The sequence below is a fragment of the Gottfriedia acidiceleris genome, from assembly GCF_023115465.1.
Taxonomy (GTDB): Bacteria; Bacillota; Bacilli; order Bacillales; family Bacillaceae_G; genus Gottfriedia; species Gottfriedia acidiceleris_B.
In genome coordinates this window covers 536,891-552,564 of the sequence record NZ_CP096034.1, presented here as the reverse complement: position 1 = coordinate 552,564, position 15,674 = coordinate 536,891, and the positions used below count along the sequence as shown (strand labels likewise).

Here is a 15,674-nt window from a genome sequence, read left to right as displayed (position 1 = left end):
CATTAGCTTTTTATTTTTTAGGTAGATAGAAGTCCGAATCAAATCCGCTTCTTTGCATCATTAATTCATCTAAGCTTTTAAATTGATACCCTCGTTTATGTAAGCCAGTAATAATCGCATCCATCGCTTCTGCATTATCCTTCGATACAGTATGCATTAAGATAACTGCTCCAGGATGAATCATTTTCATCACATTATCATAAGCATATTTCCAACCTCTTTGTTGATCAACCTTCCAATCAACATACGCCAATGACCAGAAAATATTTTCATATCCTTGTTTATTAACTAATTGCAAAGTACGTTCGCTAAAAACGCCTCGCGCAGGTCTGAAATATTTCATATCTGATCGGCCCGTCAATTCCTGGTATGCCATTTTAACTTGTTCCAATTCCTCAATGATCTTTTGATCACCAATCGTTGTCATATCAGGATGACTCCATGAATGGTTTCCGACTATATGCCCTTCATTAACCATTCGTTTCACTAATTCAGGATTTTCCTTAATGTAATGCCCGGTTATAAAAAAAGTCCCGTGAACACCATGCTTCTTTAAAACATCCAAAAACTTTGGTGTAAAACCATTTTCATACCCATTATCAAAAGTTAAATAAACATCTTTTTTAGTAGTATCCCCTAAATAAACTGACCCCGTATTTGATAGCAATTTATTAAGTTGCGCACCAGCATCAGGTGGAACCTCATTCTTCGCACGAACAATCCCCCAGCCGTGTGGCGTATTACTATAAGCAAATGTTGTACTAGGAAATACTAAGAAGAAAGTAAGAATATATACAATAATTTTTTTCAATTCATTCACCTCACTTAAAAATAGTATCTGTAAATAAATTAGAAATATGAACAGAATTGGTGCATTTTTGATAAGAAACTAAATTTTTCTAACAAGAATTGAATTTTTGATGAAAAGGAGATGCTTCTCGAACTAGTTGTGTTTTTCTATTTTTAATCTGAACTTTTTTGAACTTAGGACAATTAATTTACCCTAAAATAAGACTTTTTCTTCATGATTTAACTACTTATTTGTACTCTTGGAGGGGTTTATTTGCAGTTTTCATTTATTTAATTGCAGATATGAATTTTTTAATTGCAGTTTCTTATTTTTAATTGCGGATATGCTATTTTTAATTGCAGTTTTCGTATTTTTATTTGCAGCTCTCTTCCTCCACCTGAAGCTTCTTCCCGCCAACCAAAAACAAAAAAAAGCAATGCCAAAAAAATGACATTGCTCTTTAAACTCAATTATTAAAATACCTTCTCAGCCATAGTAGCCAATTTTTCAAGTGAACTCTTATCTACATCTTTATGCAATGAATTACCATGAGAATCCATTGTTACGACTGCTTTGAAGTCTTCAACTTGTAAGTGCCACATAGCTTCAGGAATACCAAACTCTAGGTAGTTTACGTCTTTTACTTCCTTAATACATTGTGAGTAGTATTGTGCTGCTCCACCAATTGCATTTAAATAAACGCCGCCATGTTCTTCTAGAGCTTTTAATGTTTTTGCACCCATTCCGCCTTTACCGATTACAGCGCGAATGCCGAATTTTTTCATGATATCGCCTTGGTATGGCTCCTCACGAATACTTGTTGTTGGACCAGCTGCTTTAATATGATATTTGCCTTCTTCATCTTTTAATACTACAGGTCCACAGTGATAAATAATTTGTCCATTTAAATCAACTGGACAATCGTGGTCTTTTAAATGATGGTGGATTGCGTCGCGTCCTGTGTACATCATGCCACTAATGGAAACGACATCTCCAACTTTTAAATCACGAATTTGTTCTTCTGTAATTGGAGCTACTAATTTCACTTCGCGTGGTGCTTCAGTTGTTTCATCAGTTTCATTTGTAAAGCTAATTTCTTCACCTTCGCGATATAACCATTCTGAGATATCACCAGTTTCAGGATTAATTTTCATTCCTAAACGGCGGAATGCCCAGCAGTTATAAGCTACTGATACGAAGAAGCTCGCTGGTAAACGGTTCATCACACCGATTTTACAGCCAAGTAGAGTTGTTTCTCCACCAAAGCCCATTGTTCCTACGCCAAGCTTGTTAGCATTTTCCATAATGTAATCTTCCATTGCTTTAAGCTCTGGAATTGAATTTTCATCATCAGATAAACGGAATAATTGATCCTTAGCAAGCTCATAACCGCTAGTACGGTCACCACCAATACCAACTCCGATGAAACCTGCGCTACAGCCTTGTCCTTGTGCTTGGTATACACTGTGTAAAATACATTTACGGATACCATCTAAGTCACGACCTGCTTTTCCAAGTCCTTCAAGTTCGCATGGTAAGCTGTATTGGATGTTTTTATTTTCACATCCGCCACCTTTTAAGATTAGGCGAATATCGATATAGTCACTCTCATGTTGCTCAAATTTAACAACTGGAGTACCTGGTCCTAAGTTATTTCCGCTGTTTTTACCAAATAAAGAATCTACAGAGTTAGAACGAAGCTTACCATCTTTTGTAGCTTGTTCAATTGCAGCATAAATTGCTTCTTTTATCACAAGTTGGTTTACCCCAACTGGCGTTTTCACTTTAAAAGTTGGCATACCAGTATCTTGGCAAATTGGTGAAACATCGCCTTCAGCCATCATAATATTGTTTGTAATCGTTTCCAACGCGATGGCACTTCTTGTACCTGCAGTTTCACTTGCTTTAGCTTGTCTGATTGCTTTACGTACGTCTTTTGGTAGATTTGTTGATGTTTCTACAATTAATTGATAAATACTTTCCTGTATGTGTTGCATTCATGCTCCCCCTTAAAACCCTTTATAAAAATACTGAATGTTCCCCTCTTCATTATAATACAATTTTTAATAAACGGAATAAAAAAAGCCCTTCAGTATTAGTTTCTGATTTGGACAAATATTTAGCTACTTCTCTTGTTAACATCACTTTCCAATAAAAAAAGCCCATTACTATGGACTCAATCTAAGCGATTAACTTCACGACATTTACTTTCTAAGTCATCTAGTACTGATAATAATTGATCTAGCTCTTCTAAGCTTACTTCTTCAGCTTCTAATGATTCGATTGTTTCCATTACTGAATTAAAACGTTCTTTAATATAGGATAATTGTTCTGTGTTTGACATGAAATGATCGTCCTTTCTAATACAAATTGCTAATTATATTATACCCTTATTCTCCTATATATCGAAAACTTTCGACATTTTTTTAAATTTTAGGAAGTTATTCCTATACAAGGTTTCACTTTCTTTCTTATAATAGTTGAGGAAAATTAATTTAGTCTAATACTTATGGGTACAGTTTTGTGCCTAAAGGAGTTATCACATGAAAAAATTATTACAACAAATAACACCTACATATGATCCTTGGGAAGCATATTTAGATGTTGAAGAGTATGGTAAGAACATGCTTACAAATGTAGAGTTTACGACTACAACGATTTGTAATATGCGCTGTGAGCATTGTGCTGTCGGATATACTTTACAACCTAAGGATCCAAACCCACTACCTATTGAGCTAGTTTTAAATCGCTTAGAAGAGATTGAGAAGCTTCGTTGTATTAGTATCACTGGTGGAGAACCGATGCTTTCAAATAAAATGTTGAACGGATATGTTGTACCTTTATTGAAATATGCACATGACCGTGGCGTACGTACTCAAATTAATTCAAATCTAACATTAGATTTTGAACGATACGAAAAAATAATTCCTTATTTAGACGTGCTACATATCTCTCATAACTGGGGAACTGTTGATGAATTTGTAGAAGCAGGATTTGCGATGATGGAACGTAAGCCGACATATGCGCAGCGTGCCAAATTATTCGAAAATATGATTGAAAATAGCCGACGACTTGCTGATGCTGGCGTTATGGTATCTGCTGAAACAATGTTAAACAAACGTACTCTTCCATACTTAGAAAAAATTCACCGTCAAATTATAGAAGAAATGAAATGTCAGAGGCACGAAGTTCACCCTATGTATGCCAGCGATTTCGCTAGTACACTAGAAGTCCTGACAAAATCAGAGCTTCGCGAAGCAATTGCAACTTTACTTGATATACGTGATGAAAATATTTGGATGCTATTTGGTACTCTGCCATTTTATCCATGTAGCGATGATCAAAACGATTTAGACATCATTCAGAGATTATATAATAGTAAAAATGTAACATTACGAAATGACCCTGATGGTCGTTCTCGCTTAAATGTAAATGTATTTGATGGTAGCATCATCGTTACTGACTTTGGTGATGTACCTCATCTTGGAAATATTCAAACCCATACATTACAAGAAGCATATGATACTTGGACATTATCAAAAACTGCAAATGAACTAAGCTGTCATTGTCCAGCAGTTAAATGCTTAGGACCTAATATTCTTGTAAAAAACAGCTATTATCCTGAAACTGATTTTTCGAATAGAAGTACTAAGATTTTAAAGGGAAATTAATTCCTTAAAAAAGAGCATGTCATATTTATGGCATGTTTTTTTGTACATAAAAAGAAAGCCAAGTATTTGTCCAAAACAAAAAACCACAAGGAAAATAATTACCTTGTGGGATTTCTCTATTATCTAGGGTGTGGTGAAGTGAAATAACCGAATGAAACATAATCCTGAACGGGAATCCATGCACCTACACCTTGTGATACTACATTTTTAACTTGAAGACTTCTTTTATTACCTTTTAAGATTAGGTACACTTCTCCAAATGTAACTTTTCCTTTTTCATTAACTGCAGGAGCATAAGCATATAAATAGCCGAGTTGCTTTGGTGGTACATTATATACTCTTTCGTTTTTAGTTCCAGCTCCAACTACTGTTTGGAATGCAAGTGGGAGAGTTGTTTTCTCTGATGCATCATGCATCATTAAATTAATCACATCATCCGCATTCCTTACTTTAGCAGTTAATCCACCTTTAACAATCTGTTGTGAATTTTGGTAGTATTTTATTCGTCTATACGCTTTATCTCCTCTATTATCTAAAAAGTTTGTATTAATTTTTTTATATTGCCAATTAATTGTTGTCTCATTTGATTCGTAATTTAACGGCCAAACACCTAAGAAAATTTTCGCATTATAGCCTACTGCAAATGGTGCTTTGCTGACAGAGGATTCATTAAACATACGAATGAGATTCGGATTCTCAATTTTTACATTTGATGAATCTAATAACTGCTTAGCTAATCCCCCTGGTTGAAGTTCTGGCAGGTCCTGAGTAGGATTAGGGTAAGTATTCTCTTTTGTCACATTTGCAGCCGAACGTGGGACTTTAATATCTGAATTAGCTGCAAAAGTTGTTTGTCCATTATTTAAAGAAATAATTAAAATAGCTATATTAATAAGAACGAATGGCTTAAACCATTTAGACATATTCATGCCCCTTTCACAAATAAGGAAATTATTACTCTTAGCATGAACATTTTATGTAAATATATGTATTCCTTAAAATGAAAAATTTTGCTATGAGCTCAGCTTACTATAGAGTTTCTCAATAGGACCTCTTAACCTCTGCAAAATAGGTCCGATACTGAATGTAATTAAGACGGTTCCGATTCCAATTGGACCTTTTAGAAGAAATGCCAATACTAAAGCAAACACTTCACCAATCGTTTTTGCCACGCCTAAACTTACTCCAAACCGTTTGTTAAGCGAGATCATTAAATCATCTATTGGACTTAACGGAAACTTAGCTTGCAAATATATCGCAATACCTATAGTCATACTTAAAATAGCTAGTACTAATTGAATATATCTAGTGACCATATTTGAATCAAATAAATGCTCCGACTCTACAGTAAGCCAAAAATCAAGAAATCGTCCAATTAAAATAAACGTAATCGCAGCAAGCCAATCCGGTCTTTTCTTTTGTAAAAAAGCATTTACAAACAACAGTATTGATGAGTTAATAATAATCCAATTTCCAACAGATAAGCCAAAGGTTTTCGATTCTCCAACAGCTAATGCATCCCATGCACTAGCTCCTAGTCCAGCTTTAATCGCTAAACTAATTCCTAAAGTTAAAAATAGTAATCCAATTAAATAAAATAGAATTCTTATTATTATTTTCATGTATTACCACCTTCAATTTTTATTTTTATAATAAGTAGAAACCGATCCCCATTATCAGATAAGCAGCTAATAAAGTTAACCCCTCAAACCAGTTTGTATCTCCGTCATTCATAATCGCAATTGTTAAAAATACGGAAGTAATCATTGAAATTAATTCCGGCATGGAAAATATTAATGGCATTCTATCCCCGATAAACAATGAACAAATCACTAACACTGGTGCTACGAACATGGCAATTTGTAAGGATGACCCAACAGCAATTTCTACCGAAACCCCTACTTTATTTTTATATGCCATCACAATCGCAGATGCATGTTCAGCCGCGTTACCAACAATAGCAACAACGATTATACCGATAAATAATTCAGTCCATCCGAACTGATCTCCCACTGTCGTAAACGTGTGAACTAGCTTCTCTGAAACATATCCAACCGCTACAGTAGCTAACGCTAAAATAATTATGGCTTTCCCTGTTCTCCACTCAGCTTCTTCATGCTCTTCTACGATTTCTTGATTTTTAGCTACGTAAACCCCACGATGTGTAACTAATTTGAAGTAAAGTGCTGCTAAGTATAAAACCATTAACACAATCGATACGCCTACACTAAGTGTCATCTTATCATTTGCAGTCATTTTAACTGAAAAAATTTCAGGAATGACAAAGGCTAGTACCACTGCGAAAACCAACAATCCTGAATTATGTCTCGCATCGTAAACATTAAAGCTTTGACGTTTATATTTTAATCCACCAATAAAAAAGGATAGTCCACCTACAAGTAGTAAGTTTCCTATTACAGAACCTGTTAATGATGCTAATACTACTTCCGATAAACCATTTTGTAATGCAAAAATCGCGATAATTAACTCTACCGCATTCCCGAATGTCGCATTTAACAGTCCCCCAATTCGCGGGCCAGCTGCAATCGCTAAACTTTCAGTAGCTCTTCCCATAATGCCAGCTAATGCAATAATCGTTAAACAGTAAATGATAAATAATAAAATCTCGCTCCAATGCATCAAGCTCCCAATTACCGATAATGGTACACCGATAAATGTAACAATAAAAAATAAACGATGAGCCATAATAACCTCCTAAATAAATATCCTTATAAATATCATATGCAAAAGACTTAAAAAAATAGGTTTAAATGTAAAACAATTAACAAACACTTAAAGTGTTGATGACAAAAATCATCGATTGCACGGATAAAAGTTTCGATTTCACCTATATTGCTCAAAGGATTATGACCTCGAGAACTAGAATTACTTATGTTGGAGATTCGGTTGGTAGAATAAATTTCTACCTTCCCTTCTTCTGAACTAGGAGGGAGTTAATAAAAATGATTCAAGAAAATATTATGAAAGTGCTTAAGGCGAAACAATTAGGTCTATTTACAACCATTCGTGAAGACTTTCCGCATAGTTGTTATATGGTATTTTTCTTTAAAGGCCTAACACCTTATATCGCTACAAATAAGAATTCACAAAAAGTAGAAGATATAAAAAAGAATCCAAACGTACATATACTTCTTGGCCATGATGGTGACCAATTAGATGATAACTTTGTAGAGATGTTTGCAAGAGCTGAAGTAATTGAAAATGCAAGTCCTGAAGAGAAAGTATGGACCGAGGAATTGTCTAGATGGCTTGAAGGTCCCGAGGATCCTAACTATGTAATGATTCAAATGAATCCAGTTAAAATTGGTTATGTAGAGAAAGCAGGTACAGAACCTACTTTTATAAAGCTTTAAAAAATGAAATCTTATCTAATTGAATTTAGATAAGATTTTATTTTTTGTTATACAAAAAAAACCATTCGATCAAACACGAATGGATTTTTGAACTTTTGCTTTTCGCTTCTTACTTATTAATAAAAATAAACATGCTCCTATTAGTGCTCCTATCGAATCAATTACTACGTCTTGAACTAGTGGAGTTCGGTTAGCGGTAAAGGATTGGTGAAATTCATCTGAAGCTGCATAAAGGATTGAAAAAATTACGCCAATTATAAAATCTCTGTTCCCATAAAGCTTTGCTAATCTTGTAGCAAAAAAGGTAAGTAGAAGATAGATTGTAAAATGGGATAGTTTTCGAATAAAGAACTCTGTAAATCCTGCTACTCCAAGCTCTTTTATACTTACTTCATGTCCAGCATAGTTAAAGTGGACAAATGTAAAATGCTTCATTAGATCATATAAAAATGTAAAATGACTTATTTCTGGTCTTATATCTTGTTTTTCATAAGGCGTCGCTGATGAATAAAAGATAATGCCAGCTATAAGAATCACAGGTATCCAATATCCAATAAAAATTCTAAATTTACTTTTGGATTCCATACTATTCCTTTCCAACACAACTTTAGTATCTATAAAACTCTATTAAAATAGACACTATATGAAAAGAAATCTATTTCATAAAGTGTCTATTTACATTATTGATTTACATGCATATTCTTTTCACGGTCTGCTGCACGTTCTGCAGGTGTTAATTTATTATATTCATTTAGGAAATTTTGATAGTTATCGCATACTTCATTTATTTCACCATACTCAACTAATTTTCCATAATGAATCCATAAGCCTTTTGTACAGAAGTTTCTAACTTGACCTAGTGAGTGACTGATAAAGAAGATTGTTTTTCCTTGTTCTTTAAAATCATTCATTTTATCTAAACAACGTTTTGTAAAGGTAGGATCTCCAACGGATAATGCTTCATCGATTACCATGATGTCTGGGTCAATGTTTACAGAGATCGCAAACCCAAGTCTTGATCTCATACCACTTGAATATGATTTTACTGGTTGATTAATAAATTTCCCAATTTCGGCAAATTCAATAATATCAGGAGTGATTTTTTCAATTTGCTTAATCGTAAGACCCATCATCAAACCTTTTAATCGAATATTTTCTAAACCAGTTAATCGGTTATCTAATCCAGCTTGAATTGCAATAAGTGAAGCAACTCCATTTACTTCAACTTCGCCATCATTTGGCATTGTTACACCAGCAATTAAATTAGACATTGTACTTTTACCTGAACCATTTAAACCAATAATCCCTACAATTTCACCTTGTTCAATTTCAAATGAAATGTTTTTTAACGCATGAAAATATTCTCCGCCTCTTCCACCAAAGAATAAGTCCTTTAGCTTGTCAGTCGGTTTATTATAAATTTTAAATTTTTTAGTAACATTTTTAAAGACAACTTTTTTTGTCATACATTTCACCTTCTATAGGAAATCAACAAACTGCTTCCTGAATTTAACATGAAAAATTGAACCGATTATGAAAAAGGCTAGCAATACACACCAAAAGTAAATAGTTATTTTAGAAAAAATCAAATTAGAATGTCCATATAATAAGGCGCCACGATATCCTTCAATAATATAGTAGAGTGGATTTAACTTCATTAATTTAGTTAAAATATTTGCACCCTTAGGCTCCCATAAAATAGGTGATAAATATAAAAGCATTCTAGTTAATGATTGAATTAATAAATGAACATCTCTAACCATTGTCGATAAAGTAGATGTAAGTAATGCAAGTGCGATATTAAATAGTAAGCCCACAATCATAAAATAAATTAGTGCAAAAATATTTATATGTTCGATTCCTCGATTTATTATTACACCGATTATTAAGACTGCCATCATAAATAAATGCGTATTGAACCTAGATAAAACGACATAAGATGGAATAATACTTAATGGAAAATTCATTTTAGATACGGTTCCGATTCGGTTAAAAATCGAACTTGAACCTTGCATGATCGCAGCACTAATAAAGAACCACGGAATTAAACCACAAAGCATCCAAATAAGAAACGGAATACCATTTACTGGAGCCCCATTTCTTATCCCTGTTCCGAAAGTTACCCAGTAAACAGCTATTTGAAAAAGTGGGTTTAAAAATACCCAAATTACGCCAAGTTGGCTATCTGCATACTCTTTACGTGTTTCATAAGATGAAAGACGTAAGATTAATGATAAATTTTTAGCATGTTCTTGTAAAACTGTTTTTATACTACTCATAAATCAACCACATTCTTTTTAATTTCTTTATATAAATTTCCGTAATTAACAAATTTCATATCAGAATCACTTGAAGTTGGTACACAATTACGTGTATCAAATAGCACAGCTTGCTTCATTTGTTTAGCAAGTTTATTGTAGTCCATTGTTTTAAATTCATTGTGATCTGTTAATACAAGAATTAAGCTTGCATCTTCCACAGCTTCCTCAGCAGATAAAACATTAATTTTCTCAGAAGTTACATGCGGATCATGAATTGTGACATTTAGTCCCTCTTCTTGTAATAACTCAATAATTTCCATTGCAGGACTTTCTCTCATATCATCTACATTACCTTTGTATGTCACACCAAATGCTGCAATCTTAGGATTATCTACACCTGAAACTAATTCTTTTACTGAATCAACAACATATTTAGGCATAGATACATTTGTATCACGAGATAATTTGATCATACCAGCTAATTCAGGAGTTTTAGCTACAATAAAGTATGGGTCAACAGCAAGACAGTGACCTCCAACACCTGGACCTGGTGAATGAATGTTTACACGTGGATGTTTGTTTGCCATTTGAATAACATCTAATACGTTGATTTCTAATGTGTTACAAATCTTTGTTAGTTCATTTGCCAACGCAATATTTACATCACGGAATGTATTTTCCATTAGTTTAGACATTTCAGCCGTTTTTGCATCTGTTTGAATAATTTCGCCTTCTACAAATGCACGATACACTTTTGCTCCAGCTTCACTACATGCAGCTGTTATTCCGCCTACAATACGGTTATTATGAATTAATTCGTGTAAAATTTGGCCTGGTAATACACGTTCTGGACAGTGAACAAGATAAATATCTTCCCCTACAGTAAATCCAGCTTGTTCTACTAGTGGTTTTACAAAGTCATCCATACTTCTAGGTGCGATTGTTGATTCAACGATTAAAACATTCCCTTTTTTTAAGAAAGGAATTACTTTATTAACCGCGTCTAATACATATGATAAATCACAAGATTTATTCTCATCGTCATTATTAGGAGTTGGTACCGCAACAATAAATGCGTCTGCCTCTTCAGGTGTTAAAGATGCTCTGAAAAATCCTTTTTCTACAACTTCTTTAACCATTTCGCCTAATCCAGGCTCTTCTATATGAATTTCTCCAGAATTTAATTTATCTACAACGCTTTTTTGTACGTCTACACCTACAACACTTGCGCCATATTTCGCAAACATCGCAGAAGTTGGTAATCCTATATACCCTAGTCCAATTGTGCAAATTTTCATTTTACTATAACCTCTTTCAGAAATTTTACTAATTTCTACTCTTTTGCTTTACTAATAGTTTACTGATATTTAGATTATAGTAAACGTCTTATTAGTAAACTTTTTGGATAATTGGATAAAACATAAATCGCTATATCTTACCTTTTCTATTAAGGAAACTAATAAAATAGAAAAAGCACCAATCATCATTTTAAATTAGTAGAAATTATATTTCAATAAATATCTATTTATCTTATTAATTAATCTTACAATTAATTTTCACGATTCGACTCTATTTTACATTAAATTAACTAAGATTTAACAAACTTGTATCTTAATGAAAATAGTGAAAGAAGGTAAACTACTTTTCTTAATTTACTATTCGTCATTTTAGGATTTGATTTTAAGGATAAATAAATTTTTAAAGCTCGTTTATCTTTTAATCGCAATGTCTCTGCAACAAACTTTGGTACAACACTAAGCTCATCTTTAATCGATTCATTTCGAATTGTTTTCATAAAATCATTCCCAACAGATGCAAGATTCACCTTCTCATCTTCTGGTAGTTTATTTGCCTTTATATTAATTGAGTTAATAAAGAATTTAAGCTGTCTTCTTTCAATATGTATTAAATCTTTTGTAAAACCATTTTCTTCATAATAAGAACGTAGCTCTCTTTGAAGCATGACTAATTGTTTAAAAAATTGTATTGTTCCAGCTTTAATTAAACTATTTTCTGGATCTTCAATTCGATAACCAATTACATCTACATTGCATACAACTGTACAGTTTGATTTCAACAATGATTTCTCCGTAAAAAATAAATCTTCGCCGACTCGAAGTTCTTCATGAAATCGAATACCTTCTCGCTCTAGTAGTTCCTTTTTAAATAATTTATTACTAGCAGATGGTGTAAGATGTAGCTCTGGATTCTCAAGAATCTGTCTATTTTCAGGCAAACCTTCTTTGAAAATTTCTTTCATATAATTTAAACGCCACGTTTTTTCGCCGTTAAAGCATAAAATATTACCTACTGCCGTATCAGCGTTATATTTTTTGGCTAAAGAATATAATTGGGCATATGCATCAGGGTAAGCAATATCATCTCCATCCAAAAATGCAATATATTCACCACTTGCATGAGATAAACCTGTATTTCTAGCAGCACTTGGTCCCTTATTTTCCTGTTTAATAAACTTTGCATTTTGATACTTTTTTGTGAATTCTTCTGCTAATACGCTACTTTGATCAGTCGATCCATCATCGACAACGATCAGTTCAATATCTTCTAATGACTGATCCATGACAGATTGTAAACTTTCCTCAATAAATTTCTCTTTGTTATAGTTAATGACTACTACACTTAACTTATAATTGGTCATTTAGCTTACCTCTCTATGCATAGAAAGGTAAAAAGAAATATGGCATAATCCCTAGTTCTTTTTACCTTCTCTACTAAAATATTCACATAATCAAACTTTTAGCTTACCATTGCCTTTTCACCGTATAAAACTTTTTCGTAAATTCCGATGAAAACTTTCTTCTCATTATTCCAATTGTATTTATGTCTTGCTTTTAAACAATTTTTGCTCATTTCGTCTCGAACTTCAGGGTTGTCTAATAAATAGTTCACACCTTCAGCAATTGAATCAAGATCATGGGAGTCTACACATACACCAGTATATTCACCTTCTACTACCTTCTGAATTTCTGGGAAGCTACAAGCAACAACTGGTACTCCGCTCATCATGTACTCAAATAATTTATTCGATGACGCTGAATAATGATTAAAATTGATATTATTTAATACTTGAAACCCTAAATAAGCATTTCTTGTATAATTAAGTAATTCATCTACTGGCACTTTATCAATAAATTTCACTCGATCTTGTAGTTGTAGCTCTTCTACTAGATTTAAGAGTGTAGGCTTTATCTTTCCATCACCAATAAAAACAACGATCCCTCTTTTATAAAAAGGTGCAGCTTTTACAATTAGTTCTAATCCACGCCCTTTTTGTATACCGCCTTGATAAAGAAGTATTGGTTCGTCTTCACTAATTCCTAGTTTTTCATGAAGATTAATCGCATTACTTTCTTCCGGCTTAGACACAAATGGGTAATTATGAATTACCTCAGGATATTCAATATCATATAAATCTTGAGTATATTTTGCCCTAGTATTATTTTCGTGAATCATCACATCAATATATTTAATTAAAAACTTCTCAATTTTTCCGAAGATCGGATTCTCATAACCAGATCTGCTAGATTGAACTTCATGTGAATCATAAATTAATTTACTTTTTTTGAATACCTTTGCACAAATGATTCCTTGAGGTAAAGTATTTAAATCATTCGCATGATAAATATCGTAATCCCTTTTAAGCCCATGATAGATCATTTGTAAAATATTATAGCCTCTAGTTAACAGTACTTTCATATAACGATTACCAAAAAGAACGATAATAGCTGCAATCATAATCGTTGCAACTGCATTTAAAAATAATCCAAGTAAAATCAATAAAATAGCAACTAGTTTCATTAATAAACTACTTTTTACTAAATTAAAGATCTTTGCACAATAATGAACTAGATGATAGAGTCCAAATGGTAAACGATTGTTTACACGGATAACATTAAATCCTTCTTCCATACGTTCTCTTTTTGGTAATTCTTTTGAATCATCATGTAAAGCAATTAAATCAACATCATATCCGACTTCTGCTAATGCAGAACATTCACGCAGTACGCGTGCATCATTCGTAAAATGATTAAATACAAACGCACAAACCTTTTTATTCATGGATATCCTCCATCACGTTTAATAACACATTAATATTCGTTTTCCATCGTAGATTTTTGTATGCATATTGATAGCCATTTTCTCCATAATTTTTTCGGAGATTTGGATCATTTGCAAGTTTATATATATTTTCAACCAATTCTTCAGGCGTATCTTCTTTTAAGATCATTCCACAGTTTGCTTCATGAATAATTTCACTTGCATACCCTGCTACATCTCCAATGATTGGTTTTTTAACACACATATAGTCAATTATTTTCCCTGGTAAAACGGTTTTAAATACTTCTTGGTTTACTAGGCTTACATAAGCAATATCAGCACTTGCTACAAGTTTTAAAGTTTCGTTTCGGGATTTTGCAGTATGTAGTGTTATATTTGATAATCCATTCGATTCAATATAATTCTTAACTTCATTTGTATTTTTTCCATAGCCAATAATTGAAAAATTAATTGATGTATTTTCCTTTAATAATGCAGCAGTTTTCATAAACTTATGCAAATCCTGTGCTAGACCTAAATTCCCAGTATAAATAACAGTTATATTTTCTTTTTCTAATTGAGCCTCTTTATATGCTAATTCACTTTCTGTTAATGAATTAGGTAGAAATGTAATTTTATGATTACTGACATTTTTATTTGTCATATATTGAATAAAACTTCGGCTATTAACGATTATTTTCGTTGCTTTTTTATATAAAATATCTTCTACTTTATATGCAGTTTTTAAGATTAGAGGATTAGAGAAAACTTGTACACCAGTTAGAGACTCTGGCCATAAATCTCTTATATCTAAAATTAGTGGAGCTTTTAACTTCCATTTAGCAATTAAACCTGCCACACCTACAAATATTGGTGGAGAGGTCACAAAAATATAATCAAATTCAGCCTTTTGTTTAAAAATAGTACCGATAAATCGAACCATAACTTCCAGATATAAATATAATCTCTTTAAAATACTTCCAGAGTGTTTTTTTATAGAAGGATCAATTCGAATAATATCCTTTTCGTCGATTAGTGGTTCATTCCAAAATTGTTTATCTTCATATAGTTCACGACTAGGATATCTAGGTTCTAATGTTAGTACCTTTACATCGAAACCGTTTTCCTTTAACTCTATATAAATATTTTTCATACGGTTTGCTGCACTACCTATTTCTGGATAAAAGTGTTGCGAAATAAGTAGAATCTTCTTTTTATGTAAACCCAAGAATGTCTTACCTCCTGAATAGAATTAATCATCAATTCTAACTTGACAAAATATACGATATTTTACCATAAACCATCCTTTTTTACCATTTTTCTAATAGTCAATCATATTATTCGAAGCTACTTGTACTATAACATCGAATAATATAGTATAATGTCGACTAATTATTTTTTATTTGATATTATTATAGTTATGTAAATTCAACAATTGACGAAATGTAATTTTTTTGTATACTTTGGGTATTTTATTAAAATATCCTTACTTGACATAATAATTCCAAAATAACAAAGC

Annotated in this window: 14 protein-coding genes and 1 pseudogene; 2 read left to right on the top strand and 13 right to left on the bottom strand. The window is 32.5% G+C overall.

All coding sequences use genetic code 11. From position 1 onward, the window contains the following. Positions 1-10: 10 nt before the first annotated feature. From pdaA to MY490_RS02585, 3 genes are all read right to left on the bottom strand, one after another. On the bottom strand, positions 11-811 hold the full coding sequence (gene pdaA / locus MY490_RS02595; protein WP_248267865.1) for a delta-lactam-biosynthetic de-N-acetylase: 801 nt from the start codon (positions 809-811) through the stop codon (positions 11-13). A gap of 452 nt (positions 812-1,263) precedes the next feature. Continuing rightward, positions 1,264-2,787 carry a fumarate hydratase gene (locus tag MY490_RS02590; protein WP_248267864.1) on the bottom strand — a complete coding sequence of 508 codons (1,524 nt, stop codon included), beginning with the start codon at positions 2,785-2,787 and terminating at the stop codon, positions 1,264-1,266. 179 nt (positions 2,788-2,966) lie between these two features. Continuing rightward, the gene (locus tag MY490_RS02585; RefSeq protein WP_097973332.1) at positions 2,967-3,134 is read right to left on the bottom strand and encodes an SE1561 family protein; all 168 of its coding nucleotides are present in this window, start codon (positions 3,132-3,134) and stop codon (positions 2,967-2,969) included. Positions 3,135-3,333: 199 nt separating this feature from the next. Here MY490_RS02585 and yfkAB point away from each other — a divergent pair, with 199 nt between their 5' ends. Further along, on the top strand, positions 3,334-4,461 hold the full coding sequence (gene yfkAB / locus MY490_RS02580) for a radical SAM/CxCxxxxC motif protein YfkAB (RefSeq protein ID WP_248267863.1): 1,128 nt from the start codon (positions 3,334-3,336) through the stop codon (positions 4,459-4,461). Positions 4,462-4,580: 119 nt separating this feature from the next. On the opposite strand, the gene MY490_RS02575 is transcribed toward yfkAB, so the two are convergent. The 3 genes from MY490_RS02575 to cax form a co-directional block, all read right to left on the bottom strand. After that, on the bottom strand, positions 4,581-5,384 hold the full coding sequence (locus MY490_RS02575) for a YfkD famly protein (protein ID WP_248267862.1): 804 nt from the start codon (positions 5,382-5,384) through the stop codon (positions 4,581-4,583). Between the two features lie 90 nt (positions 5,385-5,474). Continuing rightward, positions 5,475-6,083, bottom strand: coding sequence for a YczE/YyaS/YitT family protein (locus MY490_RS02570; protein ID WP_248267861.1), 609 nt, complete (start codon positions 6,081-6,083; stop codon positions 5,475-5,477). Between the two features lie 25 nt (positions 6,084-6,108). Then, positions 6,109-7,167 carry a calcium/proton exchanger gene (cax, locus tag MY490_RS02565; RefSeq protein ID WP_248267860.1) on the bottom strand — a complete coding sequence of 353 codons (1,059 nt, stop codon included), beginning with the start codon at positions 7,165-7,167 and terminating at the stop codon, positions 6,109-6,111. Positions 7,168-7,424: 257 nt separating this feature from the next. On the opposite strand from cax, the gene MY490_RS02560 reads away from it, so the two are divergent. After that, complete coding sequence (locus tag MY490_RS02560) at positions 7,425-7,835, top strand: pyridoxamine 5'-phosphate oxidase family protein (RefSeq protein ID WP_248267859.1); 411 nt, start codon at positions 7,425-7,427, stop codon at positions 7,833-7,835. A gap of 69 nt (positions 7,836-7,904) precedes the next feature. Here the strand turns inward: MY490_RS02560 and MY490_RS02555 are convergent, their stop codons facing one another. The 7 genes and pseudogenes from MY490_RS02555 to MY490_RS02525 all read right to left on the bottom strand — a co-directional run bounded on the left by MY490_RS02555 (position 7,905) and on the right by MY490_RS02525 (position 15,383). Continuing rightward, a complete protein-coding gene (locus tag MY490_RS02555) occupies positions 7,905-8,420 on the bottom strand; it encodes a VanZ family protein (protein ID WP_248267858.1) in 516 nt (171 codons plus the stop codon). A gap of 110 nt (positions 8,421-8,530) precedes the next feature. Then, positions 8,531-9,301 (bottom strand): annotated as a pseudogene (gene tagH, locus MY490_RS02550) (teichoic acids export ABC transporter ATP-binding subunit TagH); the annotation flags it as partial. A 12-nt stretch (positions 9,302-9,313) separates the two neighbouring features. Next, positions 9,314-10,114 (bottom strand): ABC transporter permease, encoded by an 801-nt coding sequence (locus tag MY490_RS02545; protein ID WP_248267857.1) that lies wholly within the window; start codon positions 10,112-10,114, stop codon positions 9,314-9,316. Next, positions 10,111-11,394, bottom strand: coding sequence for a nucleotide sugar dehydrogenase (locus MY490_RS02540; RefSeq protein ID WP_248267856.1), 1,284 nt, complete (start codon positions 11,392-11,394; stop codon positions 10,111-10,113). Before MY490_RS02540 ends, MY490_RS02545 begins: the two co-directional genes overlap by 4 nt. A gap of 290 nt (positions 11,395-11,684) precedes the next feature. Beyond that, on the bottom strand, positions 11,685-12,755 hold the full coding sequence (locus tag MY490_RS02535; protein ID WP_248267855.1) for a glycosyltransferase family 2 protein: 1,071 nt from the start codon (positions 12,753-12,755) through the stop codon (positions 11,685-11,687). A gap of 98 nt (positions 12,756-12,853) precedes the next feature. Then, positions 12,854-14,176: a glycosyltransferase gene (locus tag MY490_RS02530; protein WP_248267854.1), complete on the bottom strand. Its 1,323-nt coding sequence runs from the start codon at positions 14,174-14,176 to the stop codon at positions 12,854-12,856. Next, a complete protein-coding gene (locus tag MY490_RS02525) occupies positions 14,169-15,383 on the bottom strand; it encodes a glycosyltransferase family 4 protein (RefSeq protein ID WP_248267853.1) in 1,215 nt (404 codons plus the stop codon). The genes MY490_RS02530 and MY490_RS02525 overlap by 8 nt, the downstream gene beginning before the upstream one ends. Between the last annotated feature and the right edge of the window lie 291 nt (positions 15,384-15,674).

Excerpts from the sequence above, each read along its gene's own strand:
- MY490_RS02590 (WP_248267864.1), bottom strand. The coding sequence starts at position 2,787 with ATGCAACACATACAGGAAAGTATTTATCAATTAATTGTAGAAACATCA.
- MY490_RS02585 (WP_097973332.1), bottom strand. The coding sequence starts at position 3,134 with ATGTCAAACACAGAACAATTATCCTATATTAAAGAACGTTTTAATTCA.
- yfkAB (WP_248267863.1), top strand. The coding sequence starts at position 3,334 with ATGAAAAAATTATTACAACAAATAACACCTACATATGATCCTTGGGAA.
- MY490_RS02575 (WP_248267862.1), bottom strand. The coding sequence starts at position 5,384 with ATGTCTAAATGGTTTAAGCCATTCGTTCTTATTAATATAGCTATTTTA.
- MY490_RS02570 (WP_248267861.1), bottom strand. The coding sequence starts at position 6,083 with ATGAAAATAATAATAAGAATTCTATTTTATTTAATTGGATTACTATTT.
- cax (WP_248267860.1), bottom strand. The coding sequence starts at position 7,167 with ATGGCTCATCGTTTATTTTTTATTGTTACATTTATCGGTGTACCATTA.
- MY490_RS02560 (WP_248267859.1), top strand. The coding sequence starts at position 7,425 with ATGATTCAAGAAAATATTATGAAAGTGCTTAAGGCGAAACAATTAGGT.
- MY490_RS02555 (WP_248267858.1), bottom strand. The coding sequence starts at position 8,420 with ATGGAATCCAAAAGTAAATTTAGAATTTTTATTGGATATTGGATACCT.
- MY490_RS02545 (WP_248267857.1), bottom strand. The coding sequence starts at position 10,114 with ATGAGTAGTATAAAAACAGTTTTACAAGAACATGCTAAAAATTTATCA.
- MY490_RS02540 (WP_248267856.1), bottom strand. The coding sequence starts at position 11,394 with ATGAAAATTTGCACAATTGGACTAGGGTATATAGGATTACCAACTTCT.
- MY490_RS02535 (WP_248267855.1), bottom strand. The coding sequence starts at position 12,755 with ATGACCAATTATAAGTTAAGTGTAGTAGTCATTAACTATAACAAAGAG.
- MY490_RS02530 (WP_248267854.1), bottom strand. The coding sequence starts at position 14,176 with ATGAATAAAAAGGTTTGTGCGTTTGTATTTAATCATTTTACGAATGAT.